This is a genomic window from Halomonas bluephagenesis, assembly GCF_054790765.1.
Genome location: NZ_CP133631.1, coordinates 933,089 through 958,728, shown reverse-complemented (window position 1 = coordinate 958,728; position 25,640 = coordinate 933,089). Strand labels below are relative to the sequence as shown.

The window sequence follows — 25,640 nt, the reverse complement described above, 5'->3', positions numbered from 1 at the left end:
CTCTGTCAGCCAGTTGTCTGGTTGGTGATATCGCCTAAATCTAATCCAGAGGGCGCGGCATGGAGTCCTTGTGCCACGTTATTCCGCAGAGCGTAAAGCAGCCGTCCTGAAGAAGTTGTTACCGCCCCCATAATCACAGTGTGGCATCGGTAGCGACAGAGGAAGGCATCTCTGACGCGACGCTATATAGTTGGTTAAAACAGTGTCGAGTAAAAGGAGTGCCTGTGCCAGGTTACACACAAGGCGACAGCGAATGGTCGCCCGAAGCCAAGCTAGCCGTGGTCATCGAAACCGTCACCCTGTCAGAGGCGGAGCTTGGCGCTTACTGCCGCGAAGAAGGACTTTATCCCGAGCAATCTCAGCAGTGGAAAGCGGCTTGTCTCGAAGGCGCTGGTCGGCAAGAAAATCAGGAAAAAGCGGCGCACAAGCAGCGTAAAGAAAACCATAAGACCATCAAGCAGCTCAAAGCGTAAGTGCGTCGCAAAGATAAAATAGTGGCAGAGACGACGTCGTTACTGGTGCTCTCAAAAAAGCTCGACGCCTTGTACAGCGAAGATCCCGACAGCGACGAGGACGACTGACACGCCTCGATGAGCGTACAAGGCTGGTGGCGTTATTTGATGAAGCGGTCTCCAGTGGCGCATCGCGTTATCGAGCCGCCGAGGTAATGAATGTCAGCGAACGAACGCTCAAACGCTGGCGTTCTGAACGCGGCGTGGTTGTTGAAGATCGACGACCCCATGCAGCGCAATGCAACCAGCCGCATCAACTAACCCATGAGGAGGAGCAGGCTATTTTGAACACCTGTCATCAGCCAGAGTGTCAGAGCTTGCCGCCGTCTCAGATCGTACCGTTATTGGCGGATAAAGGCGTCTATCTCGCCTCGGAGTCATCGTTCTACCGGGTCTTGAAAAAGCATGAACAACACCATCATCGAGGACGCATGAAGCCATGTCGCACTGTACCTGAGCCCACGAGCTTTACCGCTACAGGGCCGAATCAGGTGTGGAGCTGGGATATCAGCTTCTGCCCCTCTGTTGTACGAGGGCAGAACTGGTATCTCTACCTGATCATGGATATCTATAGTCGCAAAATCATCGCCTGGGAAGTTCATGATGAAGAGTCGGGCGAGTTGGCCAAAAAGCTGCTGGAGCGCGACTTGTTGCGAGAAAACTGTTGGCATAACCCACCCGTATTGCACTCTGATAACGGAGCGCCGATGACCTCCTATACACTCAAAGCAAGGCTGACAGAACTGGGCATGTTGATGTCCTACAGTCGACCAAGAGTGAGCAATGACAACCCTTACTCGGAAGCCCTGTTCCGCACCGTCAAATACTGTCCGACGTGGCCCAGCAAAGGCTTTAAATCGCTGAGCGCGGTACGCAGTGGATGTTGACGTTCGAGCAAGCCTATAACGAGCAACATCTTCACAGTGGCATCCAGTATGTCACGCCAGCTGAGCGGCATCGCGGCCTCGATCATGTGCATCTTGAGCAACGTAAAGCCGTTTATGAAGAGGCTAAACGTCGGCACCCAAAACGCTGGTCAGGTAATACAAGATACTGGGCGCTGACAGGTTCGGTCTCACTGAACCCAGGCAAAGTGCATGAAATAGAGCTTAATAAACAGGCTGCTTAAACGCAGCTATTTGGATAACTGGGTTGAAAATCACCGATAACCTGGCACAGGCACTCCTTTCTCTCGACACTGTTTTAACCAATTGTACAGGGCCGCATCAGAGATGCCTTCTTCTGTCGCAACCGACGCCACACTGCGGTTATGCGGTGGTAATAATTTTTTCAGTACGGCGGCTTTGCGCTCTGCGGAATAACGTGGCACATGAGTTCCATACCGCTCCCTCTGAGTTAGATTTAGACGATATCGCCAACCGGACAACTAGGCTGACAGAGGGGTAAGGGGTAGGTCAATCCATCATGTCTAAGCTGACAGAGGGGGTCTTATCGCATGATGAAGCGAAATATTTCAGATCCAATGAGGCTAGCTAAAAATAAGAAAGGGGGAGGCCCCTTTCTTATTTGTCGAGGACATATCTTATAAATTCTTGAAATCAAACTGTTATCATTTTTTGCAGGATCATTATTCCAGGTATCCATCCTGTGAATACGGCACAAAATATGGAGTAAAAAGCCACGCTTTTTTGTATGTTTTTTGAAAGTGCCAAAAGAGTAAAAAAGCAGAACCAAAGCAGAGACCAGGCAAACCAATTAAATGTATTCCAAAGGCTAAAGTCAGCGCTTAATGAAGATATAGAATTTATACCTACAATAGCAGCTGTAATGCTAACAAATAGGCAGAACCACCCCAGCCCAGTACCGTCTACTTTCAAGAGCTGATTAGCCCCAACCCATAAATATGTAAATGCAAAAAGAATCGTGAATGCACCTGCACTAATTGAAGATAAATTGCCTGGGTCGTGGAATATTAAGTACAAGGCGGTCAGAAAGCTCAGCGTGCCAACAAGAATGTTTATAACTGATATTTCTTTATCGCTAATCTTGCCTAGTAACCATATTCCATTGACGAATAATACAGCTCCAACATATAAAAGAGTAAGCCCTAATATCATTTTAAACTCTCCGCTATTTTGATTGTTTGTCGTAAGTCGCTAGAACTTCTTCTGAAGTTTTTATTAAGCTTTTTCTCTCTTCCATCGATTTTTTTGTTAAGTGTCGATGTGCCTCTTCCTCTTCTATATTAAATTTCTGCATCAATAATATTTTAGCTTTGTTAACTACATTTATAAGCGCTAGCTTTTCTTCTAATTTGTTTATGCTGCGATTATATTTTTTTATGGTTTCGCTGTTATTTCTAGCAAGCACTAAGCTTGGAAGTATAGTGTTTGAGTTAATCGGTAAGGAAATAACTCCGTGTGCGCCTATCTCTAACATTTGAGATATTACAGTAGGACTTTCATATTCAATAACAGTAATAAAAGTTGCTTCATTAGAAAATCCTTTGGATAAGTTTTTTATTTTTGAGTAGAAGCGATCCTGAGAAATGGCTGAAAATACCACATCTACTTCAAAGCTAATTTTTTCAGGTGGCGGCCATAAATGCCTTACATTGCAGCCGATACGTATTAGTTGTAATAATAAAGAATCATTCACTTCTCCTTCTGGATACATAACAAGAACTTGCAAATCTCTGAGGCTATAAAGTATGGGTGATTCTTTCATGGGAAGACAACCTTAGGCATCAAATTCGACCAATCATCAAGTCTATGTACCACAACATATGGGTCTGGTTTGATAGGGCATGGAGATGTCCATTTGACATCAAAGTCTCCCTTGCTATTGATGACGGCAATCCTAGAGGCTAAGTTGGTATGATTGTTTTCCTTTTCTATCCAAATTTCTCCTTGTGGTGCTTCAAAATGAAAGGAATATAATTCTTTCTTTATATCTTCTACTCTAGAGCTATTAGATCTTCGGATAGACTCACATAACATCATTGTTTGATGGTATGCGGCTTCTGCCCAAGCTGTGATACAAACATCTCTTGGGAAATAATTTTTAGCAGCTTCAATGAACCTAAGACTTTTACTTGTCTTTACAGTTGTAAAATAAGGCGCTACTACTATGTTTCCCTCCGCTACCGAAGGAATCATCTTACGTATTTCCGCTTCACTTGTAGTTAGACTAGCAATAGGAGGCCTGTTTTTATTTAAATAATGATCAGCAAAATGGCTGTAAAACTCCGATGTTCCATGTCCAACGACTGTTGAAAAAACTACATCTGGCTCCATGCTTACAGCACGCTTAACCGCATGCTCTACTTCTTCTTTAGAAGGATATAGAGGGATGTAAATTTCATCTAGAATCTCCCCCCCATGTTGCTTATAAAGCATACGCATTACATGGTGACTTTCTCTAGGGTAAATGTAGTCAGACCCTACAAAAACAATTTTATTTCCATAGTTTTTAATTAAATATGCAGCTAAAGGAGCGCTATTTTGGTTTGGTGATGGGCCGCCATAAATTATATTTGGCGAATATTCAAAACCCTCATAAGGAGTAGGGTAAAATAATAAAGCATCAGCCCTTTCTATAGATGACATTACTGATTTTCGTGTGTGTGACATATAGCAGCCAATAAAAAGCTTTATATTTTTTTCTTTTATCAATTTGTCAACGTAAGATCTAAACCTCTCTGGTTCTCCTCCTAAATCGTGCTCTTCTATAAGGATTGGAAATCCATTTACCCCCCCGCTATTATTGATCTCATTTATTGCAAGACGGGCTCCAAACCTCTGGGATCTTTCGATATCAGACGTTACGCCAGTATCAGAAAACAACAGGCCAACTGTCGTGCTACTGTTTGAATCATTCGTCATGGTTTATATCTGCTTTGTTATAAATTTTACTTTACTGTTTTCAAGTTGTGCTTTATAAATAATTTTATTAAAATTTATTTTATCAGCTTTATGATGATCTAGAAGATGCTCAGCCAAAGGTACCTCGAGAACTTTTCTCATGGAACGACGAAGTGATCTTGCCCCAAATTGGCGATCAAAACCAGAGTTTGCTATAAGCTTAACAATATCGTTTTCAACTTCCACCTTGCAGTTATGCTTTTTAAGCCTACGATTGAGCCTTTTTATTTCAAGATCTACAATTTTTTCAACCGTACTAGCTTCAATCCAGTTGAATATTATGATGTTATCAATTCTATTAACAAACTCCGGTGAGAATGTGTTGAGCATCTTCTTTTTCACCATAGTGTCTACAGCTTTTTTTCTTCCAGAGGTATTTCTCGTAATCATTCCATAAATTGGGTGCTGATTCTTCTCTTCAAGTTGTTGTATTTCTTGGGCCGCTAGATTACTCGTCATAAAAATTATAGCATTTCTGAAGCTGTATGTTTTTTCCCCAGATGCTACTGTAAGCAATCCATTATCAAAAACATTTAAAAGAGCTTGATGCACTTCCTTGCTAGCTTTCTCAACTTCATCTAGAAGGACAATGCCAGGTAGGCCTAGTTTGCCTTCAAGTTTTTCTTGATCAATTATTGTTTTACCTTCTTTAGCTCCTACATAACCAGGAGGAGCACCGGTAAGTGATGCAGCATAATGTTCTTGTGAAAGCGTGTTCATATCTACACGACAAAAAGCATCAGCATCGCCATAAAGCGATCTTGCAAGAGCTCTAACAATCTCAGTTTTTCCTACGCCAGTTGGCCCAAGAAATAAAGAGGTATAAAGGGGTTTTCTCGGATCTGTTATATCAGCACGAACAACCTTGAGCATGTCTTCCACAGCAAGGATTGCTTGATCTTGTCCAATAATTTCAGACTTTACAGAAGACATAACAGTATCAATATCAAATCTAAACCTACTATTAAGTTCTTTACTATTGGAAATGTGTGAGTTAATAACATCATTTTCTGATGAGTTTTCAGCTTGTAAAGCTTCAATATTTTTCTTCTTTTGATCTGAGTCAGTAATCATATCGTTTATAAAAGGCATATGAGTCGCTCTTGTTAGTTTTTTTAATTGGACAACACACCGGCTAAAAAATAGCCGGTGGCTTTATGCTTTTATTTATATTAGGTATTAGGCTTCCTTTTCTTTTCCTTCATATGGGATGCTACCTACAGGGCATTGAGCTACTCCGGCAGTACTCCGCGTTATTTTTTCTACATTTTCCCTTGCTTTTTCTGCATCATTAACCCAAGTCTTATAAAATTCAAAAGGACACTCAGCAAGACCTTTATCGCCGTCACCTGATTCATGCATACCACTATATCCACGGTGTAGCATTTTGAAGAGGTGGTTTTGCGATTGATCATTTTCCCGAGCATCGCGAATTTGAGATACGGAAAGCTGGGCATATTGAATACCCATTTCTTCTTCCCCACACTCGCCCAGAGTTCTTCCATCAAATCCAACAATAGCTGAGTGGCCAAAGTAACAATATACGCCATCAAATCCAGCAGCATTAGCAACAGCAACGTAGGAGTTATTTGCCCATGCCATGGCTTTAGACATCATAATTTGCTGTTCTTTCGATGGATACATATAACCCTGACAGCGAATAATTAGCTCAGCACCTTTCATGGCGCAATCACGCCAGATTTCAGGATAATTTCCATCATCACAAATGATGAGGCTGATTTTCATGCCTTTGGGGCCATCGGAGACATAGGTTTCTCCTCCTGGATACCATCCTTCAATGGGGCACCACGGAATAATCTTCCTATATTTCTGTACGATTTCGCCCTTATTATTCATCAAGATCAGAGTATTGTAGGGAGTTTTATTAGGGTGTTCTTCATGGCGCTCCCCTGTGATAGAAAAAACACCCCATGTATTAGCTTTACGGCAGGCCTTAGCAAAAATTTCGGTTTCTTCTCCGGGAATCGTAGCTGCTGTTTGCATCATTTCTTCAGGATCGTACATGATTCCTTGCAGGCTGTACTCTGGGAAAATTACAAGATCCATGCCAGGCAGACCTTGCTTCATTCCAACAACCATATCGGCAATTTGTTGGGCGTTTTCCAGAACTTCTGCTTTAGTATGCAGGCGAGGCATTTTGTAGTTAACAACTGCAACACCTACAGTATCGTTACTGCTAGAAATATCACCGTGGCGCATTTTTCGACCTCTTATATTTGTAGTAAAAAAAAGGGCTCTCTCGGGATTAATCCCGAGAGAGCCCATTTGCTCTATTAATCAATCAGCAGCTAAGAGTGTTTATTCACGCTGCTCTTCTTGCCGATTGATTGTATATACGTGTTGGCATTATTTGACATCGCCATTGATGCAATAATGCCTAAACAGTTAAACTTATAGTTCAGTTAAATCTCGGTATCAAGAGATATCCTATTAGACATTCGTATAGGAAACGCGCATCCCATTCATCTTTTGGCCTCTAAGATGCGAGTATTGCTTGCTTTACGCCTTGCCATACCTATCCCTAAGACGACACGGAATCTGCATCCGCCCCGCTTATTCAGGATAGCAAAGCTGCCTTTGTGGAACCTCCAGAAAATAAGGCTTTAATGCGAAGCAAACTTGTTGAAAAAAAGCAGGGTTGTCATGAATAGCCGCCAGCACTTTAGCGGCTAGCCCTGTAGGGTTAGGTTACGGCGCTTGGTATCCCAGCTTTTGATGTTGTCAACACTGATTCCCATAGCTTCAGCAAACTCCGCCTGAGAGACATGAAGCTTGGCCCGGATGGCCTTCACATCGGCCACGTCATGGCGTGTAATGCGGCTGGCCTGCGCTTTTCTTTGTTTAATCTCAACGGCTTCCTGCAGCGATGCTTGGAGTTCGTCAAAAATGCTCATTCGGAACACTCCTTTTTTAATCATTGTCGGTTGCTATGACTTGTACCTGACGGCAAATCTGGTCGCCGCCTGGTTGTCATTTGGCTGCTAACAGGGTGTTTACCTTGTAAGTAGTGTACATAATGGAAAATACTAACCCTATGATATTGCTTGGTTTACACGTTGCAGGCGCGATCCCAAAGTTTGTTTGGTTGCACTCATAATCCCTTGGTCGTAGGTTCAAGTCCTACTGGGCCCACCATTTCTAAATGTTTTACCTCAAACAGGGGGTTACAAGTCCCTTGGCATGCAGTTGACCTTTCCCCAAAACTGACACCATCAAGCAATAATCTACCTGCCTGTATTAGCTTCCTGCTTTATTTTGCGCGTACCCATAAAAAGTTTCTGAAATACTTTCTTGTAGTGGCTTTTTAAACCACTAGCACTTACTTCTTTTTATTGCGCATAAATGGAAAGATTTTGGCCATGGCGTCATTGATCACTTGATCGAGCGGTTTGTGCTCTAAGCTCACGGCGGCTCTGGCGGCGGTATACGTTCCTTTGTATTCTCGCGCTATTTCACTGTCAGTCATGCTATCGGGTAGTTGCTCTTTTTCTCGAATGGCGTTGATGACGTCCTTATTCATACCGCTCTCCCAGTAATGCAGTGGTTTAACCAGCATAGTGCATAACGGCCAATATCAGGCTTCAGCATGAATTCAGGACAAAGGCTACCCGCAGCGTAAAGGCAGGACGAAAGGGGCATATGTCTGATGGCTTACATCGCCGCTTACGTCAGAGATGCCTAGCTGCCTTATCAGCAAATTGTTGTGTTGGCTATAATGGTTATTCTTTTAATATCAATATCTTGGAATACAGTGCGCAGTCGTCGGCATAGCATTTACAGGACGCTTCGATCAGTCCTTGTCGGTCAATAACGATGATTTCTCCGCGACGATAGCGGATAAGGCCGCGTGTCTGCAGGGCAATGGCCGCTAGCGTAATCCCTGCGCGTCGAACGCCTAGCATCATGGCTAGAAACTCGTGGGTCAGCTGCAGGCTATCTGTCTTGGCGCGGTCATGGGTCATTAATAGCCAGCGAGCGAGTCGCTCTTCAATTCGGTGAAAATGAATGCAAGCTGCTGAGTTAGCCAGTTGGTTCATGACCACATAGAGGTATCGTTTCAGGCGTTGATGCAATACAGGACTACTTAACAGGAGCCGTTGAAAGCTGGCGGCGTTAATGCGTAGGGCTAGCCCTTCACCTTGAACTAATGCAAGTAGGGGGGCTTCTTCGACGCCGAGTACCAGAGAAATACCTAGCATGCCCTCACGTCCTGCCATCGCGACTTCAAGTCGGCTATCCACATTTAGAATGACGATCTGTGAAATGAAGCTGTTGATGGGGAAGTAGGCGTGGGTGACTGTGTCGGTAGGCTGAAACAGTACTTCGCCAAACGCTAGCGGCACGGTTTCGCAACTGGCCATAAAAGCGTCCCGCTCAGCGGTAGGCAGATCAGCAAGAAGGTGGTTGGCATCGGCAGCGTGAAAAATAGACGTCATGTGCCTCTCCGGTTAAAAGAACCTGGCAAACGGCACAATGAGGGTAATTATCATTTTGATGTCGGCTGCAGATGTACCGTTATTTGTTTTTAACGATGCATCTGCATATTAACATTGGGTGAATCAAGCGTCGGCACGCTAGCGTACATAACTCGCTAACACTGTTAGCATTATGGTGGCGACCTCGCTTCTGTCGCTCACATAACGTTATGGTGGTTTAACAAGCGGTCATACTCGTCCTTAACGACCGAATAGCACTCGCAAACTCGCTCTTCTAGGCCTAGTCGGTCAAGCACGTTGATATGCCCTCGGTGGTAGGAGATCAGGCCAGCCCTTTGCAGCTTACCCGCCGCTTCGGTGACTCCCTCGCGACGAACGCCCAGCATATTGGCAATTAACTCCTGAGTCATAATCAGTTCATTGCCATGCAATCGGTCAAGGCTGAGCAGCAGCCAGCGGCATAGCTGTTGGTCGAGGTTGTGATGGCGATTGCAAACTGCCGTTTGCGCCATTTGTGTCAGCAGAGCTTGGGTATAGCGCAGCAGCAGTCGCTGCATGGGGCCAGCGCGGTAAAATTCGTTTTTGAGCAATTGGCCTTTTAGGCGTATCGCTTTCCCGGCACTCTGTACAATCGCTCGGCTGGGCGTGGTCTCACCCCCCATAAACAGCGACACGCCCACCACGCCTTCATAGCCTACAACGGCAATTTCCGTAGAGGCACCATTCTCCATCACGCACAGCAGCGAGACGATGGAGTCCAGAGGAAAATAGACATGGTGCATGTGTTGCCCCGACTCACACAGCGATTGACCCAGGGTAAGTGTCACTTCCTCAAAATGAGGCAAGAGGCGATTCAGTTCATCTTCCGGCAATAAACCAAGCAACGCATTTTGCTGAAAATCACGTGGTTCAAGCATTGAATCTCCCCTTATCCTTAACTGACGCGCCGCTTCTGATGAAAAGTCGTCCACCTTGAGGTGCCGAATTGTGTGTTTTAGGGTTGGCCACCTCAAGTTGATAGGCACATATCTTTTAAGTATAGAGTGCTTGGAAATAAACTCTGTACGTTATCGCACATAGCGTTCATTTAAGTAGGCGTAGAAGCGGTAATTTTTTGGGCTGTGAGTATTTTGCAACTGTGTACGCCAGCGCACAGTGAGTGATTGAATTAGCGCCTAATGTCAATATCAGTGTGGCAACGGATATGCCTAAACAGGATGTTGCACTGCGCGCTGCAAGGAATGCAGCGCTAACCTTACCCTTGGACACGGCTACACATGGATAAAAACGTCATGCTGTACGGTGGTCACCAAAGCAATAACGCCCAGACGACAGAAAATGATGCCGAGCAAGTTGCCGATGAGCGATTGCGAAGTGTCGAGAATGCCCTGCAAGTAGAAAGGGGGTGGGCTAAAGCAACACTAAATTCAATCGGTGATGCTGTTTTGACGACCGATTTGAGCGCCAGAGTTACCTATCTGAACCGTGTCGCTGAAGCGTTGACCGGTTGGGCAAGTGTAGAGGCGCTTGGTAAATCAATTGATCAGGTCTTAAAGCTCATCAATATCCGAACTAACGAGCCTGCGCCTAACCCAGCGCTAAGGGCGATAGAAGAAAATCGTACGGTAGGGTTGGCGCTGGACTGCGTTTTGATTCGCCAGGATGGTAGTCAGCTGGAAATAGAAGATTCGGCGGCTCCTATTCATGATAGCCATGGTGTTACGGTAGGCGCGGTGATTGTATTTCATGATGCCAAGCACTCTTTAACTCGCGCAGAGCAACTAGCCTATCAGGCCCATTATGATGCTCTAACCAAACTGCCTAATCGTTTTCTATTTGCAGAGCATCTTGCTCGCGCTATCCGTTTAGCAAAACGCCACGATCATTATGTCGCGCTGTTATATTTAGATATCGATAATTTTAAGTGCATCAATGATTCACTTGGCCATGCTGTTGGCGACAGTTTGTTGCAGTTCGTCGCTACTTGTCTCGTTGAGTGCGTGCGCGATACAGACTGTGTGTGTCGGCAGGGTGGAGATGAGTTTATAGTGTTGCTTAGCGAAATTGAAAAACTAACCGATGCTGCCAGGGTAGCAGAAAAAATCCTTCGGGCATTAGCGATGCCATGTAATGTTGGTCACTATGAGCTAGGCATTAGTGTCAGTATCGGGATCAGCTTCTATCCCGATCATGGGTTAAATGAATATAGTTTGCTCGAGAATGCTGATACCGCTATGTATCGTGCAAAGAAAAGCGGTCGAAACCAATGTCAAGTATTTAGTCATGATATGAACAACAAGAACTGACAATGTAATCATAAAGAACGTTGAACCAGTTTCGATACCCATTCTATTAGTATTCACTAGACTCAAGGGTCACGCCACGCTCGTGTGGCGTTGTACGCCTGGGAGCTGGTTATGACACGATTTTATCGCCGTTTTAGTGTGATGTTGCCACTTGCATTGCCCGCTTTGCTGCTTAGCTCAATGGCTCATGCGGATGCTCAGCAGGCGAGAGCCTCGGTATTAAGTGCTGAAGAGTCTGACCCTAACCGGCTAGGGTGGATGCAGGGGTTTCCTCCCGCGCCGGAGCGGGTGATTGGCCAGCCGGACTCCAACTACTTTAGCTTCCCCAAAATGCGCTGGACGGTGTGTCACTTCCGCGAACTACTGCCTACCAAGCAGGTTAGCCGTGGGTTGGGCGCGCCTGTGTCGCTCACCTACGCATTAGATGACGCGATAAACGACGTCACTTTCACCCCGATTGACGGTAGTGAGCCTATGTCGTGGCAGGCGTCGCTAAACGAAAACTACACCGATGGTTTGCTGATTCTTCACCAGGGCCAGGTGGTGTATGAGACTTATTCAGGCTGTTTAGATGAAGCGGGCCAGCACGGCGCTATGTCGGTGACTAAATCCATGACCGGCTTACTAGGTGAAATTCTGGTGGCCGAAGGCGTATTAGATGAGCAGGCGTTGGTAGGTGATATTCTGCCGGAATTAACCGACAGTGCTTTTGGTAATGCCACTGTAAAACAGCTGCTTGAGATGACCACAGGCCTTGCTTACAGCGAAGATTACAGTGATCCCAACGCTGAAATCTGGGCCTACAATGCGGCGGCAAGCCCGCTTCCCAAGCCAGACGATTACACTGGGCCGCGCACCTATTATGAGTATTTAGCGACGGTACAGCCGGAAGGTGAGCATGGGCAGGTTTTTGGCTATAAAACGATTAATACCGATGCACTTGGGTGGGTGGTCGCGCGCACGACGGGTGAATCGGTGGCGTCACTATTGTCATCGCGTCTTTGGCAGCGGTTGGGCATGGAGCAGGATGCCTACTTTACCGTGGACTCCATTGGTACGCCGTTCGCAGGTGGCGGTTTGAGTGCGGGCCTTCGAGATATGGCCCGAGTCGGGCAGTTGGTGCTCAATGACGGCGTATTGGATGGTGAGCAGCTATTTCCTGCAGCGGCTGTTGAGCGCATTCGACAAGGCGGCGACAGGGAAGCGTTTGCGGCCGCGGGTTACCGTTATTTACCGGGCGGCAGTTACCGTGGCATGTGGTGGTCTCTGCATAACGAGCATGGTGCCTTTGCCGCAAGAGGCGTGCATGGGCAAACCATTTATATTGATCCCACCGCTGAGATGGTGATTGTGCGCTTTGCATCGCACCCGGTAGCGGGCAATGCGGCTAACGATCCTACGTCGCTACCCGCCTACCAAGCCGTAGCGGAATACTTGATGGAAAAAGTGGATCCGCGTTAAAGCGTCGCTATTATCTCTACTAAACCAAACGTCGTAACGCCAGCAGCCACTGGCCAGCCTAAAGAGCGTAACCGCCACCACACCAGCAGCGTGACGGAAAGCCCAATGGCGGTGGCTAACCAGGAAATGGCGTTTGGGTTAACGGGCACAATGGAAACCCCCAGCACGGCGGCAATCATTAATGGCCCAAGAATACCCAGCCACTGGGGCATTGTATTAATGCCCGTGTCGCTGCCCAATCGGCGCTGCATCCACAAGAAGGGCACCACGCGCATCAGCAGGGTGCCAATAGCGCAAACCGCGACGGCTAGCCATAGCTCAATACTCATGATGTGCGCCTCCGTGTTTGGAATTTGACCATGTAGAAGCACAGCGCGCCGCAGGCAGCGGCGAGCGGAATAGCCACATTACTCCACCCCGAGAGGGTCAAGCCCAGTGCGGCCAGAATGGCGCACCCCATGGCGGCTGCCCAGCGTTTATCGGTGAATCGTGGTGCTACCATGGTTAGAAATAGCGCGGGCAGCGCGAAAGGCATGATCTCTCCCAGCAGCGGCCAACGTGCGGTAAACGCTCCACCCGCGGTGGCACCGACAGACGTTCCTACAATCCATGCGCCCCAGGCCAGTAACGATGCACCCACAAACCAGCTAAAACGCTTAGCGTCAGGCAGTTGTGGAAGCCGAGTTAAGGCCAGTGCAAACACCTGGTCGGTTAGGCCGTGCATTAGCCAAGGCCAGTGGCGGCTGCGCGGTAGCAGTCCGGCTAGGTTAGGGCCGTATACCACATGGCGCACATTAATTAGCAGCGTCATCGCCACCACCAGCCATAGCGGTGCACCGGTGGCAATCATGCCCACAAACAGAAACTGCGAAGCGCCGGCGTAAATCAGTGCGGATATAGCGGTGGCTTCTAGGGTGCTAAAGCCTGCTTGGCTAGCCACTAAACCAAACGATAGTGCCACTGGTATGTAGCCACCCAATAGGGGAATGGCTTCGCGTACGCCTTGCAGCGCGCTACGCCACGGCGAGTGGCTGGCAAGTTGGTTCATGGTGCATCTCCCGGTTCGCCGTAAGTAACGGTGAGTAGTAGGGTGGCCTCATGGTCTTGGGTGCGGTAGCAGTGTGGCTGGTCGGCGGGAAACGTTTTGGTCTCTCCAGGCGTTAGCACTGTGGTGGCTCCCTCTGGACCTACTTCTAACCAGCCGCTAATCAGGGTCAGCGTTTCTTGAGTACCCCGTGTATGAGCTTCAGCGTGGCGCAGGGTATGGGGAGCACAACGCATCCAGTAAGCATCTACCTGGGGCACGCCTTTTCCCTGATCAATCAGCTGCACCTGCACGCCATCTTCCCCGAGAGGCACATTAATGGGGGCAACCAACGTGCCGAAGGGAACGTTAAGCTGTACTGCCAACCGCCAGATAGTATCCAGAGTTGGATTGCCGTTGCCTTGCTCAAGGCGGCATAGGTTCGATTTGGCAATACCCGCTTTATTGGCTAAATGCGACAGCGACCAACCACGCGCTTGGCGAAGAGACTGCAAATGCTGGCCTAGGGTGCTTAGTGAGTGCTCATCCATTCGGTTATCTCGCTGTTCCTTTTATAGAACGTTCTATATAAGGAACAGCGAGAAGTCAATCATGTTGCGTTATAACGTGTGGTCAGAACCGGAGGGTTGCTGGGCTCGGCAGGCGGCAGCAGTGAACAGCACATCGGTTGATGAATTAAGTGCGGTTTCGGTCGCGTCCTGTACCACGCTGATGACAAATCCAATCGCCACCGCTTGCATAGCGACTTCTGTAGGAATACCAAACAGGTTAGCGGCCATTGGAATGAGCATGAGCGAACCACCGGCCACGCCTGAAACACCGCAGGCAGCCAGTGCAGACACTACGCACAGTAGTAGGGCAGTGGGGAAGTCGACGGTAATGCCTAGCGTATGGGTGGTCGCCAATGTAATTACTGTTATGGTGATAGCGGCACCACACATGTTGATCGTCGCGCCGAGCGGAATTGAAATAGCGTAGGTGTCGGCATCCAGCTTTAGACGGCGGCACAGCTCTAAATTTACGGGAATATTCGCCGCAGAACTACGGGTGAAAAAGGCGGTGATGGCACTGCCGCGCAGGCAGGTGAACACAAGTGGATAAGGATTCTGGCGGGGAGTGAAGTAAACGAGCAGTGGGTTGCTAACAAGAGCAACAAACAGCATACAGCCGACAATGACACCCAGCAGTTGAGCGTAGTTCAGCAATGCATCGACCCCTGACTCTGCCAAGGTTCCCGCGACTAAGCCAAAGATGCCAATCGGCGCCAATCGAATTACCAGTGTGACAATGCGGGTGATAGCAGTGGACAAATCGCTTAACGCTTGGCGGGTGGTATCGCTGGCTTGGCGTAGCGATAAACCAAGGCCAATGGCCCATGCCAGAATAGCGATAAAGTTCGCCTCCATCAGCGCACTAATCGGGTTAGCCACGGCATTTAGTAACAGGTCTCTTAAAACGCTAAAAATATCCCCAGGCGGATTGCCGTCAATTTGCCCCGCATTTAATGAAAGTTCGGTGGAAAAAAGAAAACTTGCCGCCACTGCAATTAACGCAGCGATTAATGTACCTACCACATACAGTATGAGTACGGGGCGAATATGCGTTGGTTGACCTTGCTTGTGTGCGGCGATGGCAGCGGTAACCAGCACAAAGACCAAAATAGGGGCAACCGCTTGCAGTGCGGCAATAAATAGCTGGCCAAGCAGTGCCACATTGCCTGCAATGTCCGGTGTGAAAAGGGCGATGAATACCCCGGCAACAATGCCAATTAAAATCTGCGGGATAAGGCCCAGCCGGAAAAGCGGCTGAAACACGGTGTAGACGGTGGCAATCATTGCGCGACTCTCAGGTAGTAGAAGGGGAAACGTTGCGGCGATAGGCCGTGGACGTGCCTGAAAGGGGCAGTATTCTACCAGCTGTGAGCATGATGCGGCGTAGCGTGCTAAAAACTCTTCAAAGCGCTCACTTAAATGAGTGGTTAGCGATATACTGCGCAAGTCGCTAGGTCTTGCTCTCTGTGACACCTCCAATGTGATCAACTGCTTCTCTCAAAAAGAAAAAGAACCAGGAGTTTATCAATGCGCATTAACGTGTTATTAGCTGCACTGCTGATGCTGTGTAGTTCGTCGCTTGTCATGGCCGCCGACTATTACGTAGATATTACTAATCGTACGGGTTATACCCTCTACTATATGTACGTAAGCCCTGCAGATTCGAAAAGCTGGGAAGAGGATGTGCTCGGCAATGACGTGCTGGTGGATGGTGGTACTCAGCGGGTGACGATTACGGGTTATGACAGTCCTATCTTCGATATTCGTTTAGTCGATGAAGAAGATGATAGCTACACCTTTTGGAATGTAGACGTATCAACTCAAGATCTGCTGGTGACGTTAGATAATTTAGACTAAAAATTTTAACCGGCTTGCCCCTTCCCAACAGCGACCTCGCTGATAATTCTTCGGGATAGGGGCGAGCCGTTTTGTTTCGTGCACGTCGCTATTGCTTAAGCAATAGCCGGTATTTGAGAAACCACTTCGGCATTGGGACGGCGGCTTATCACGCTAGAAGATAATGACTCGGTACGATCAGGACTAAACGTCACTAGATCGGTATAGGCCTGCTCGGTCAGACGAGTTACCTCTGGAGATACACCCCACTTCATCAACATTTCGTCGATATGCCGTTCAGCTGCTTTGAACTGGCCGCAATGACTTAGCAATTTGGCGATGGTGTAATCGCATTCTGGGGTATCAAACATTTCTTCCCTGATCTCTTGAATGGCCAGTTGGAGGCCTTTTCGGGAAATATCGCTTAACTGGTTAGGTTGCATGCCACGACTCCTTGTGAATGCTAACGGTTTCGAATGCTAACGATTACAAATACTGTGCTGTATTAAACTCGGCGTTCTTTTGTACGCCTCCTGTACCTCTTCGAGGCTAATACACTGTTTCGTGAGATTCAATCGCAAAATCGAAATGTTGCAAAAAATTAATTTGAACCAAAGATCCCCGCTTGCTTGGTAGGGGCGCGTAGGGTAATTACTCACCTAGCTGCCCACTTGATAGAGAAATAAATTCATAAAAGTTATACAAGAAATTAAATAATCAGTCATGGCATCATCATGATGCAGGGGCACATCGCCGGATAACTATCTCTAGTTGATGATGCTGACTATCTAGGGGCACTCGAATGGGCATACCAACCTCCGTTTCTGCTAAGCAAACGCCATCCAGTGTTGCAGTGAGGGCTTGGCTTAGGAGGGGTTGGCTTAATAGATCCTGGCTTGACGTTGTTAGAGGATCTTGCGCATTGATCACCCTGATATGATAGTACGATTGGGCAAGGGTAATGTCGGTAGTAAAATGCGGCCAACTCGCTGGCAGACAGGGATAAATTACCAGCCAGCTCGCTTCCCGGCGAATGCCTAAAATACCCTCCATACCGGCTTGATACATCCAGCCGGCGGCGCCGGTATACCATGTCCAGCCTCCTCGACCCACATGGGGTGCCACAGAATACACATCAGCAGCGACCACATAAGGCTCAACGCGATAGCGGGTAGCCGCTTCCGTGGTGGTGGCATGGTTGATGGGGTTAAGCAGTGTAAATAGCTGATGTGCTTTGTCACCTTCACCCAGTTGGGTAAAGGCCAAAATTGCCCACATTGAAGCATGGCTATACTGCCCACCATTTTCGCGCATACCAGGCGGGTAGCCGCTTATATAGCCGGGATCCTGCTTAGGGTGATCAAAGGGAGGCCAAAAAAGCAGCGCTAACTGCTGATCGTGCAGAATGAGTTCGCGCTCCAGCGAGTGCATTGCGAGCGTCGATCGTTCAGGGTCGCTGGCGCCGGAAAGCACCGCCCATGATTGGGCGATGGAATCGATCTGGCATGCATCGCTATGTTTGCTGCCTAGCCAAATGCCGTTGTCGTAAGTCGCTCGACGATACCACTGGCCATCCCAAGCGCTGTTTTCAATTGCTATGCGTAGCGCCTGAGCATGTTCATACCAACGAACAGCGCGTTGAGGATCATCTGAGTGGCAGGCTTGGGCCTCGCGCTGCTCGGCAATTGGCGCAAATTGATGAAGTGTTTTAAGCAGCAACCAGCCTAGCCACACACTCTCTCCCTTGCCCCCAGCACCCACGCGGTTCATACCGTCATTCCAATCCCCGCCGCCTATCAGCGGCAAACCATGTTCACCCAGTTGCGAAAGGGTGATATCCAGTCCGCGTGCGCAGTGTTCAAACAGTGGGGCGGTTTCCAGTGAGGTGGTTGGCTGGAAAAAGTGTTCGTGCTCATGCGGTGACAACAGTGCGCCGTCTAAAAAGCTCACCGGCTCATCAAGCACCGTTATATCGTGGGATGCTGCGATATAACGCGCGCAGGCGTAAGCCAGCCAAACCCGGTCGTCAGAGATGCGCGTGCGCACGCCTTGCCCGGAGTGTGGCAACCACCAGTGCTGTACATCGCCTTCAGGGAATTGGCGTGAAGCCGCCCGTAGCAAATGCTGACGCGTTTTGGCGGGGTTGCTAAACGTCAATGCCATGCAATCTTGCAACTGGTCGCGGAAGCCGTAGGCCCCGCTGGCTTGGTAAAACGCTGAGCGAGCCGTTAAGCGGCAGGCGATAGTTTGGTACAGCAACCAGCCGTTTAGCATGATATCCATCGCTCGATCAGGTGTTTTGACCTGAATGGCATTGAGCTGCGTATTCCAGTGGTCGTGAATGCTGGCAAGCTCAGCATCAATATCAGCATCACGAAAACGGTCAATCAGCCCTGCAGTTTCGTCGTCGGAGCCTCCTTGACCAAGTAACACGATAATGTCGGCTGTTTTGCCTGGGGCTAGCGTCACGCGACGCTGAAGAGCGGCGCAGGGGTCTAGCCCTGCACCTAACGTGCCAGAAAGCGGCGTTTTACAGCGTACCCCAGCCGGTTCGGCCAGGTTTTTGCCATAACCGATAAACTCACTGCGATTGCCAGTCCATTGCGTAGGTGGCTCGCCAATATCGAGAAAAGCCACTCGGCCTGGGAAGTCGGCATTCCATGGATTGGTAACTAACAACGCTCCGCTTTCTGGTGCTTGCGACGTAATAAGGAAGGGAGCTGATGCGCTGCGCGACGAGCCCAAAACCCACTCTGCATAAGCAGTCACAGAGAGTTTACGTGTCCGGTTTGAATGATTAGTCAGTCTCAGCCGTGAGATGCGCAACGGGGCATCCAGGGGCACAAAGTGCAACAGTTCTAAGCTAAGCTCGTCATTCTGATGTTCAAATTGGCTATAGCCAAAGCCATGACGCGCAACGTAGCGACCTGAATCACGTATCGGGCTTGCCGTTGCGGTATAAAGCTCGAACGTCTCTTCATCTCGGACGTAAACAGCATCTCCGCTTGGGTCAATGACGGGGTCATTACTCCACGGTGTCAGCTGGTTTTCTCGGCTGCTGTCTGCCCATAGATAGCCAGCGCCCTCTGCCGATACTTGAAAGCCGAACTGTTGATTGGCAATGACATTAATCCATGGCGCTGGCGTGAAGCTGCCTGCTTCTAGGATAGTGACGTACTCTCGCCCTTGCTTTGCAACCCCGCCCCAACCATTAAAAAACTCAAGTGTTGGCCGCTTAAGTTGGCGAGGAGTATGAGCCTTATCTATCAACGGTCTGGGGAGGGCGCGTTTAGTAATGGCAAGCGGAGGCTTGGCGGGGTTCTGACCAGACAACATAACAGACAGCTGATCGGCAATTGATCCTCGGTGCGCTATCAGCACCACGCGAGCAATTGAGTGAAGCTGAGCGCGTGACTGGGCGCTTGCTAAGTCGGCGCGTAGGGCATAAACCGTTCCCTGGGCATAGCCACTGTGAAGCCGGGGTCTTGCTTGGCTGCTGAGAATCGTGGCTTTAATGGCTTGCTGTAGATCTTGAATATAAGAGGAAGCACGCTCATTGATGATGACGACATCGACTTCGAGACGTTTCATGCGCCAATACTCATGGGCGCGAAGTAATTGATGCAATTGTGGCAAATCGTCAGTGGATTCAATCCGCAGCAATACGATGGGTAAATCACCGGAGATCCCGTGTTGCCATAGCAGTGACTGTTGAGCTGCGCCGCTTTGAATCGTTTTCTGGGGTGCCCTAAAGCGTGCGTCGGGATAGAGCAGTGGGGCAGCCAGCCGCTGAAAGTCTGCGGCCTCCTCTGGCTGAGTGCCCAAATGGCGTAGCTGCACTTGCGCTTGAGTCCAGGCGAGCATTTTTGCTCGCTCAAAGGCGCTAACATCATGATGCTTATCAATGAGATCCATCAGCGCCTCTCGTGAGCCGGCAACAACCGTCCAGTAAGCGATGCGGGCGGCTTTTCCTGGTGCGATTCGCAGGCAGTAGCGCGATGCAAAAATAGGGTCAATAACACTGCCTACCGTGCCTGATAAATGCTGGCCTTCAGAAAGTGCCGTTGCTGTGGAAATACGGTTGCCCCGGCCAATAAATTGCTCGCGGTCGGTTTCATATTGGAAATCTCCCACAGTATCGCCTTCCACGACGGCGAAGTGAGCTGCCCACACTTGCGCTTCGCTGGGGTCCCGCCGCCGACGGGTGGCGATTAGCGCATTGAATGCTGGAAGGTATTCAGTAACCACGAACATTTTGGCAAAGCTAGGATGGGCGTTGTCGGTACTCGGCGTGGTGAGTACTAATTCTGCATAAGCCGTAACATCAATATCGCAGGTTTGGCGTCCATTGTTGGTCAGTGTTAGCAAGCGTACTTCGCTGTCATCTTCCCCAGACACCAGGATGTCTAAGTGACTGGCAATAGATTCGTGCCGATGGTCATAGCGAGCATAATCTTCAGCAAATAACACGTGATTGTCGTCGTTATTCGTGCCGGTATGTGATTCCAGTGATTGTCCTGTTGCACTCCAAACGCTTGGACGTCGCGTATCGCGGAGAAAAATAACGCTTCCCCAGTGATCGCGTGTGGTATCTGGTTGCCAGCGAGTGATGGCAAGGTTGTGCCATCGGCTGTAGCCGCCACCTGTTGCGGTCAACATGACAGAGTAGTTGCCGTTTGAGAGCAGGTGAGTCACCGGAGGTCCGTTGACGCCGGTTGATAGACGGCGCACGGTTTGTGCTTCGTTGATGGTTTGGCTAGCGGTTGATTTCACCTCTTCGGCACGGGGATAAGCAATAGCCACATCCCGTGGAATCCGCTCTTGAAGCAATAGCTCGCTCGCCTGAATCATCGGTTCGCGGTGGAAGCGTTGTCGCATCTGCCCATGATGGAGCGTATTAGCGATGGCGACGATGGTCATGCCTTGGTGGTGCGCCATATAGCTGCGCACAATCACCAGCTTGGCGCCTTTGGGGAGCCGTGAGCGGGTCAGGTCTAGCGCTTCGTAGTAGCCATAGCGTCCTAGCGCGCCCATTTCTGCAAGGCGGCGATAATTTTTGAAGGCCCCCTCCGGGTCGATCATTGCCGCCAGCCCCGTTGCGTACGGCGCGACCACTAAATCGGCCGATAGACCACGCTTCAGCCCTAATCCAGGCACCCCAAAATTGGAATATTGATAAGTATGCTCTATGTCCCGTGCGTTATACCCCGACTCAGAAATACCCCATGGGGCTGAAAACTGGGCGGCGTATGTTTCCTGACGTTTAACTATCAGGCGGTTAGTTTGCTCCAAGAGACTGCCAGCGGGAGCGCGCATTATCAGCGACGGCATCAGGTATTCAAACATGGAGCCTGACCAGGAGATCATTGCCGCACCCTCTTTTAAGGGGGTGGCAGCGCGCCCAAGTCGGAACCAGTGACGGGTGGCTACATCGCCTTTGGCAATGGCAAACAGGCTGGCCAGCCGTGCCTCTGAAGCCAGCAGGTCATAACAACTGATGTCCAAACTGACGTCATCTAGCGAGAAGCCAATCGACAGTAACTGCCGCTCAGGGTTGAGAAGAAACGCAAAATCCATGCTGAGGGCAAGCCGTCGCGCTTTACTGGCCAGTTGCTGGAGCCGCTTTACATGTGTGCCGTTGGCGATTGTGTTGTTTGTGTGGTCACCGCTATGCTGTGCAGCCGTTTTGTGTAGTGCTGCCACCCAAAAAAGCACATCTTTATCATCGTCACTAGCGAGATGCTCATTGAAAAGGTCGCCAGCGATACTAAGTGCTTTTTTGGTTTGCTTGGTGAGGGCTGCCAAGTCTAATGATGACGTTTTATTTGCGCTTACGAGAGTGGCGACTTTCTCAAGCTGGTCAGTGAGCGGTTTAGTGGGCAGAGATTTTTCTATTGATTGAGAAGCGCGATTAAGTTCTTCAAATTCAGGTACCTCAAATTTAAGCTCTTCACATTTAAGTGCTTCGAACGCCAATGCCAATGTATCGGCTATTGCTTGGCGAGGGTCAGGTGAAAACGTTGTGTCCTGCCAGGTTTCCAAGGCGTTGGCGAGGGTAATGAGGTGACCAGCAAGGTTGCCGCTATCGACAGTAGACACATACCTGGGGTTTAGCGGACGTAGATCATCGATTGCATACCAGTTAAAGAAGTGACCACGATAGCGGGGCAGGGTATGCATAACGGCAAGTGTTGTTTCTATACGGCTTAGCGCGTTGGGGTTACCGATCCAACCAAAATCACGCGCTGCAAGTATCGACAGCAGGTATAGACCCATATTGGTTGGTGACGTTCGCTGGGCGATAACCGGCCGAGGCTCTTCCTGAAAATTGTCCGGCGGCAGTAGATTGGTCGATGTAGTTACAAAGGTTTCAAAGTAGCGCCAGGTTCTATGCGCAATAAGCCGAAGCTCAAGGGCGGTTTCTTCTGCTATGAGAGGTTGGGTCGCAATACTAGCCGTACTACTTAGCCAAGTTGCCAGCACAGGTGCTGCTATCCATAGTAGTGCGATCGGCAAGACCACTAGCCAAACACTACTGTTAAACCATAACGCACTGAAGGCAATGGCTACGCCAAGTAACGTACCGGGTGCCATATGCCGATAAAATCCCCAAACGGTCAGGTGCGGGCATTTCATCGTCTGGGCCGACGATGTCCACTCTAGTAAATGGCGGCGAGTTATAAAAACGCGTGTCAGGGTGCTAGCAATGGCATCTAGCATCCGCCACGCTTGGTCGGGGAGAAACATTACTTGCAGTAAAATTTGTTTCAATCCCAGCGTCAGTTCATCCCTCCATTGTTGGAAGTGGTAACGAAGGTTGACGCCTGCGCGCAGCGGAGCGAACGACGTTATTAACGACAGTAAGACCGGTATGCTAATGACCATAATAACCATTAAGCTACTGACAATGGCCATCATGACAGGCAGTTGCCAGCTCACCGCAAGGCAGGCTAACAGTAACGGGGGGAGCAGTGATCGGCGTAAATTGCCGAGTATTTTCAAGCGCCCTGAAGGCGGTAACGAGGCTGTTAATAGCCAAGGGAGTAACTGCCAATCTCCTCGCACCCAGCGATGTTGGCGTTTGGCCACCACATCATAACGGTCTGGAAAGTCTTCTATGACTTCAATATCTGATGCCAGTCCTGCTCGGGCAAAAATGCCCTCAAACATATCGTGGCTTAGCAGGCTGTTTTCAGCGATACGGCCCTCTAGTGATGCTTCAAAGGCATCAATATTATAAATACCTTTCCCTGCAAACGAGCCATCACCCACTAGGTCTTGATAAAGATCTGAAATGGCGGCGGCATAAGGATCAATGCCGCCTGGAGAAGAGCACAGCTGTTGATAAATAGAGCCTCTTTCGCCTGTAGGCATCGATTGAGTGACGCGCGGTTGCAAAATTGCATAGCCTTCCACTACCCGCCGTTGCTGCGTATCAAATCGAGGGTGGTTTAACGGGTGGGCTATTTTGCCAACCAGTTTGCTGGCGGCTCCTCTTGGCAGGCGTGTATCGGCGTCCAAGGTAAGAATATAGTGCACATTTCTTGGCAGAGAAGGTGGGTACCTGAAGGTCGTGTTCGTCGCGCCACGTAACAGTTTATTGAGCTCATGAAGCTTGCCCCGTTTGCGCTCCCATCCCATCCAGCATTGTTCGCCTGCGTTGTAGACGCGGTTGCGGTGCAGTAAAAAGAAGCGCTTTTCATGGCTAGCAGGACAGTAGCGTTTGTTTAATTCCTCAATGCGTTTTTCACAAATGCTTAACAGTGCCTCATCGGTGGCTAGTTCTGCCTGCTGGGCATCAACACCATCTGTTAAGAGTGCATAGCTAATAGCACCGCCATCACTACCCAGGTGGTGCACCTCAAGCCGATCAAGCTGTTCTTGTAAGTCAGCTTCATTGGTCAATAGCGTTGGCATTGCCACCAGCGTACGAAGAGAGGGGGGAACACCTTTGGAAAGATCTAGGCTAGGCAGTGGCTGAGCGCCGATATTATAAATAACGAAACGATTGACGATAGACGTAGCGAACTCAATCGTGGGCAGTACGCCCAGGGCTGCCAATAACAATAACCAAAGTGACGACACCTCGCCTGAATGCGTTGATAACAGCAACCACCCGGCCAATACCATCAAAGCGACGGTAGTCGCTGTCAGCATTATGACGTAGCCATTGATGCCATTTTTCAACAGCAGCTGGCGAAATCGCCGTTTCAATGGCGGGCGAAAGTTAAGACGTTTTTCTAGCGTATCCCTACCTGCCGCCACTAAAAAATAACCGGGGTCTTCGACTCGTGCTGCCTCATGGACATCATCGGTAAGTGGCAGTGCTTCTCTTGATAGCGTTAGCGTATGATCAACGATTTCCAACTCGGTATAGGCTGAGCCGCGGGCGAGCTCTTCCACTGCAATGCGATACTGATTGCGTGTTGAAAAATCGTACTGCGCAAAGCGGCTATGTTCGCGTAATTTTACATCTACCAAGCTGACACTTTCGAAAAGCTCCGCCCAATCGGTGCTAGAGATAAAGCGCATACTGGTAATGATATTTCGCACAGTAACGTTCGCTGCACCTTGGCGCTGTTGGGTACTTTGCACCACATCATCAATAGATTCGCCCTGGCGATTAAGCTGCTCAAAAAGCCAGCAGGCAAGAGCATTGGTATGAGGGTTAACGCCGCGTAAACGTTTGGCTAATTGAGCGATAAAAGGCGCCGACAGTGGTGTTTTCTGAGACGTAAAAGAAGGGAATTGATGATCAATTGAACCATCATCCATTGAGCAATTATTTGTCGAGACGCTATTAGCCGATTCGTTGTTAACCGAGTCGCTGTAAGTTGAATGATGGTTGGAGGCGTCATTTCTTGTTGGTGAGTCATTTTCAGTGGCAATCCATTTAGCCGCAAGTGTGTCCGCTGCATCGCGCGCCGTTTGTTCAATAATAATCTGATCGGCAAGTCGGCGTAGATTTTCAACTAATACAATGCGAAGCGTTATCGCGACCGCCCATAACTCTCCAATTGTTAGTGGCTGTACGCGCTGATAAGCTTTAATAAATGTACGTAAGTTAGCGAGCTCTATATTGCTATCGGTATGTGCAATAAAAGCCCAGGCAATACCAAAGACGCGTGGATAGCCCGCAAAAGGACCTTCTGCAAGCTTTGGTAACTGTCGGTAATAACCCGGCGGAAGATCGCCGCGTATTTCACGAATTTGTGCTTCGATAAGATGATAATTATCAAGTAACCAAGCGGCAGCGGGAACGACATCTCGACCCTCTGCCAGCGTGACAGCGCAAGCGCGGTAAGCGGCAAGTAATACGCGTGCATTATCGTTTAGGCGGCGCGTTAACGACGCCACTTTAGGTGGGCTTGCAGTCACAACCTGCGCCAGCGCTAAACTACCTGCGTGCTGTTCAAGCCGTTCTGTACTAAACAACTCTTCACGTACTGGCGCAGAGGAGCTCCACAATGCCATAGAAGCTTTGTGTTGGCGCACACGACGAAATAAAGGCGTCTGAAAAAAAAGAGTCACGGGTTACATCCTGATGAATGTGCAGAGCACGGTTCTTAAAACAATGCTTCTCTATCA

The 25,640-nt window shown here is 49.0% G+C and carries 18 protein-coding genes and 2 pseudogenes; 4 read left to right on the top strand and 16 right to left on the bottom strand.

Going from position 1 to position 25,640, the window contains the following annotated elements:
- The first annotated feature begins 70 nt into the window (after positions 1-70).
- Positions 71-1,641, top strand: a pseudogene (locus REH51_RS04305) (IS3 family transposase).
- 39 nt (positions 1,642-1,680) lie between these two features.
- Here the strand turns inward: REH51_RS04305 and REH51_RS04300 are convergent.
- The 10 genes and pseudogenes from REH51_RS04300 to REH51_RS04255 all read right to left on the bottom strand — a co-directional run.
- Positions 1,681-1,842 (bottom strand): annotated as a pseudogene (locus REH51_RS04300) (transposase); the annotation flags it as partial.
- A 229-nt stretch (positions 1,843-2,071) separates the two neighbouring features.
- On the bottom strand, positions 2,072-2,590 hold the full coding sequence (locus REH51_RS04295) for an AmiS/UreI family transporter (protein ID WP_009721495.1): 519 nt from the start codon (positions 2,588-2,590) through the stop codon (positions 2,072-2,074).
- A 13-nt stretch (positions 2,591-2,603) separates the two neighbouring features.
- Positions 2,604-3,200, bottom strand: coding sequence for an ANTAR domain-containing response regulator (locus REH51_RS04290; RefSeq protein ID WP_009721496.1), 597 nt, complete (start codon positions 3,198-3,200; stop codon positions 2,604-2,606).
- Complete coding sequence (locus REH51_RS04285) at positions 3,197-4,357, bottom strand: transporter substrate-binding domain-containing protein (protein ID WP_009721497.1); 1,161 nt, start codon at positions 4,355-4,357, stop codon at positions 3,197-3,199. The genes REH51_RS04290 and REH51_RS04285 overlap by 4 nt, the downstream gene beginning before the upstream one ends.
- Before the next feature lie 3 nt (positions 4,358-4,360).
- Entirely contained in the window at positions 4,361-5,488 is a 1,128-nt protein-coding gene (locus tag REH51_RS04280) for an AAA family ATPase (RefSeq protein ID WP_009721498.1), read from the bottom strand.
- 87 nt (positions 5,489-5,575) lie between these two features.
- The gene (locus REH51_RS04275; RefSeq protein ID WP_009721499.1) at positions 5,576-6,616 is read right to left on the bottom strand and encodes an aliphatic amidase; all 1,041 of its coding nucleotides are present in this window, start codon (positions 6,614-6,616) and stop codon (positions 5,576-5,578) included.
- 470 nt (positions 6,617-7,086) lie between these two features.
- The gene (gene nadS / locus REH51_RS04270) at positions 7,087-7,311 is read right to left on the bottom strand and encodes a NadS family protein (protein ID WP_009721500.1); all 225 of its coding nucleotides are present in this window, start codon (positions 7,309-7,311) and stop codon (positions 7,087-7,089) included.
- A 425-nt stretch (positions 7,312-7,736) separates the two neighbouring features.
- Positions 7,737-7,937 (bottom strand): hypothetical protein, encoded by a 201-nt coding sequence (locus REH51_RS04265; protein ID WP_009721501.1) that lies wholly within the window; start codon positions 7,935-7,937, stop codon positions 7,737-7,739.
- Between the two features lie 199 nt (positions 7,938-8,136).
- Entirely contained in the window at positions 8,137-8,853 is a 717-nt protein-coding gene (locus tag REH51_RS04260; protein ID WP_009721502.1) for a Crp/Fnr family transcriptional regulator, read from the bottom strand.
- Positions 8,854-9,050: 197 nt separating this feature from the next.
- On the bottom strand, positions 9,051-9,770 hold the full coding sequence (locus tag REH51_RS04255) for a Crp/Fnr family transcriptional regulator (RefSeq protein ID WP_009721503.1): 720 nt from the start codon (positions 9,768-9,770) through the stop codon (positions 9,051-9,053).
- A gap of 360 nt (positions 9,771-10,130) precedes the next feature.
- Here REH51_RS04255 and REH51_RS04250 point away from each other — a divergent pair, with 360 nt between their 5' ends.
- The gene (locus tag REH51_RS04250) at positions 10,131-11,159 is read left to right on the top strand and encodes a diguanylate cyclase domain-containing protein (RefSeq protein ID WP_009721504.1); all 1,029 of its coding nucleotides are present in this window, start codon (positions 10,131-10,133) and stop codon (positions 11,157-11,159) included.
- A gap of 111 nt (positions 11,160-11,270) precedes the next feature.
- Entirely contained in the window at positions 11,271-12,620 is a 1,350-nt protein-coding gene (locus REH51_RS04245) for a serine hydrolase domain-containing protein (protein WP_009721505.1), read from the top strand.
- Here the strand turns inward: REH51_RS04245 and REH51_RS04240 are convergent.
- The 4 genes from REH51_RS04240 to sstT all read right to left on the bottom strand — a co-directional run bounded on the left by REH51_RS04240 (position 12,617) and on the right by sstT (position 15,500).
- Positions 12,617-12,949, bottom strand: a complete 333-nt coding sequence (locus REH51_RS04240; protein WP_009721506.1) for an AzlD domain-containing protein — start codon at positions 12,947-12,949, stop codon at positions 12,617-12,619. The genes REH51_RS04245 and REH51_RS04240 overlap by 4 nt on opposite strands.
- The gene (locus tag REH51_RS04235; RefSeq protein WP_009721507.1) at positions 12,946-13,668 is read right to left on the bottom strand and encodes an AzlC family ABC transporter permease; all 723 of its coding nucleotides are present in this window, start codon (positions 13,666-13,668) and stop codon (positions 12,946-12,948) included. The genes REH51_RS04240 and REH51_RS04235 overlap by 4 nt, the downstream gene beginning before the upstream one ends.
- Positions 13,665-14,195: a helix-turn-helix domain-containing protein gene (locus REH51_RS04230; protein ID WP_009721508.1), complete on the bottom strand. Its 531-nt coding sequence runs from the start codon at positions 14,193-14,195 to the stop codon at positions 13,665-13,667. Before REH51_RS04230 ends, REH51_RS04235 begins: the two co-directional genes overlap by 4 nt.
- 69 nt (positions 14,196-14,264) lie before the next feature.
- Positions 14,265-15,500: a serine/threonine transporter SstT gene (gene sstT, locus REH51_RS04225; protein ID WP_498937703.1), complete on the bottom strand. Its 1,236-nt coding sequence runs from the start codon at positions 15,498-15,500 to the stop codon at positions 14,265-14,267.
- Between the two features lie 243 nt (positions 15,501-15,743).
- Between sstT and REH51_RS04220 the strand changes: the two genes are divergently transcribed.
- Positions 15,744-16,073 carry a hypothetical protein gene (locus REH51_RS04220; protein ID WP_009721510.1) on the top strand — a complete coding sequence of 110 codons (330 nt, stop codon included), beginning with the start codon at positions 15,744-15,746 and terminating at the stop codon, positions 16,071-16,073.
- Positions 16,074-16,168: 95 nt separating this feature from the next.
- Here REH51_RS04220 and REH51_RS04215 read toward each other — a convergent pair whose 3' ends face one another.
- A complete protein-coding gene (locus REH51_RS04215) occupies positions 16,169-16,495 on the bottom strand; it encodes a hypothetical protein (RefSeq protein WP_009721511.1) in 327 nt (108 codons plus the stop codon).
- A gap of 289 nt (positions 16,496-16,784) precedes the next feature.
- Positions 16,785-25,583 (bottom strand): GH36-type glycosyl hydrolase domain-containing protein, encoded by an 8,799-nt coding sequence (locus REH51_RS04210; RefSeq protein ID WP_498936942.1) that lies wholly within the window; start codon positions 25,581-25,583, stop codon positions 16,785-16,787.
- Positions 25,584-25,640 lie beyond the last annotated feature (57 nt).

What these genes read in the sequence shown, in the direction of transcription:
- REH51_RS04295 (WP_009721495.1), bottom strand. Translation starts at nt 2,590, where the DNA reads ATGATATTAGGGCTTACTCTTTTATATGTTGGAGCTGTATTATTCGTC.
- REH51_RS04290 (WP_009721496.1), bottom strand. Translation starts at nt 3,200, where the DNA reads ATGAAAGAATCACCCATACTTTATAGCCTCAGAGATTTGCAAGTTCTT.
- REH51_RS04285 (WP_009721497.1), bottom strand. Translation starts at nt 4,357, where the DNA reads ATGACGAATGATTCAAACAGTAGCACGACAGTTGGCCTGTTGTTTTCT.
- REH51_RS04280 (WP_009721498.1), bottom strand. Translation starts at nt 5,488, where the DNA reads ATGCCTTTTATAAACGATATGATTACTGACTCAGATCAAAAGAAGAAA.
- REH51_RS04275 (WP_009721499.1), bottom strand. Translation starts at nt 6,616, where the DNA reads ATGCGCCACGGTGATATTTCTAGCAGTAACGATACTGTAGGTGTTGCA.
- nadS (WP_009721500.1), bottom strand. Translation starts at nt 7,311, where the DNA reads ATGAGCATTTTTGACGAACTCCAAGCATCGCTGCAGGAAGCCGTTGAG.
- REH51_RS04265 (WP_009721501.1), bottom strand. Translation starts at nt 7,937, where the DNA reads ATGAATAAGGACGTCATCAACGCCATTCGAGAAAAAGAGCAACTACCC.
- REH51_RS04260 (WP_009721502.1), bottom strand. Translation starts at nt 8,853, where the DNA reads ATGACGTCTATTTTTCACGCTGCCGATGCCAACCACCTTCTTGCTGAT.
- REH51_RS04255 (WP_009721503.1), bottom strand. Translation starts at nt 9,770, where the DNA reads ATGCTTGAACCACGTGATTTTCAGCAAAATGCGTTGCTTGGTTTATTG.
- REH51_RS04250 (WP_009721504.1), top strand. Translation starts at nt 10,131, where the DNA reads ATGGATAAAAACGTCATGCTGTACGGTGGTCACCAAAGCAATAACGCC.
- REH51_RS04245 (WP_009721505.1), top strand. Translation starts at nt 11,271, where the DNA reads ATGACACGATTTTATCGCCGTTTTAGTGTGATGTTGCCACTTGCATTG.
- REH51_RS04240 (WP_009721506.1), bottom strand. Translation starts at nt 12,949, where the DNA reads ATGAGTATTGAGCTATGGCTAGCCGTCGCGGTTTGCGCTATTGGCACC.
- REH51_RS04235 (WP_009721507.1), bottom strand. Translation starts at nt 13,668, where the DNA reads ATGAACCAACTTGCCAGCCACTCGCCGTGGCGTAGCGCGCTGCAAGGC.
- REH51_RS04230 (WP_009721508.1), bottom strand. Translation starts at nt 14,195, where the DNA reads ATGGATGAGCACTCACTAAGCACCCTAGGCCAGCATTTGCAGTCTCTT.
- sstT (WP_498937703.1), bottom strand. Translation starts at nt 15,500, where the DNA reads ATGATTGCCACCGTCTACACCGTGTTTCAGCCGCTTTTCCGGCTGGGC.
- REH51_RS04220 (WP_009721510.1), top strand. Translation starts at nt 15,744, where the DNA reads ATGCGCATTAACGTGTTATTAGCTGCACTGCTGATGCTGTGTAGTTCG.
- REH51_RS04215 (WP_009721511.1), bottom strand. Translation starts at nt 16,495, where the DNA reads ATGCAACCTAACCAGTTAAGCGATATTTCCCGAAAAGGCCTCCAACTG.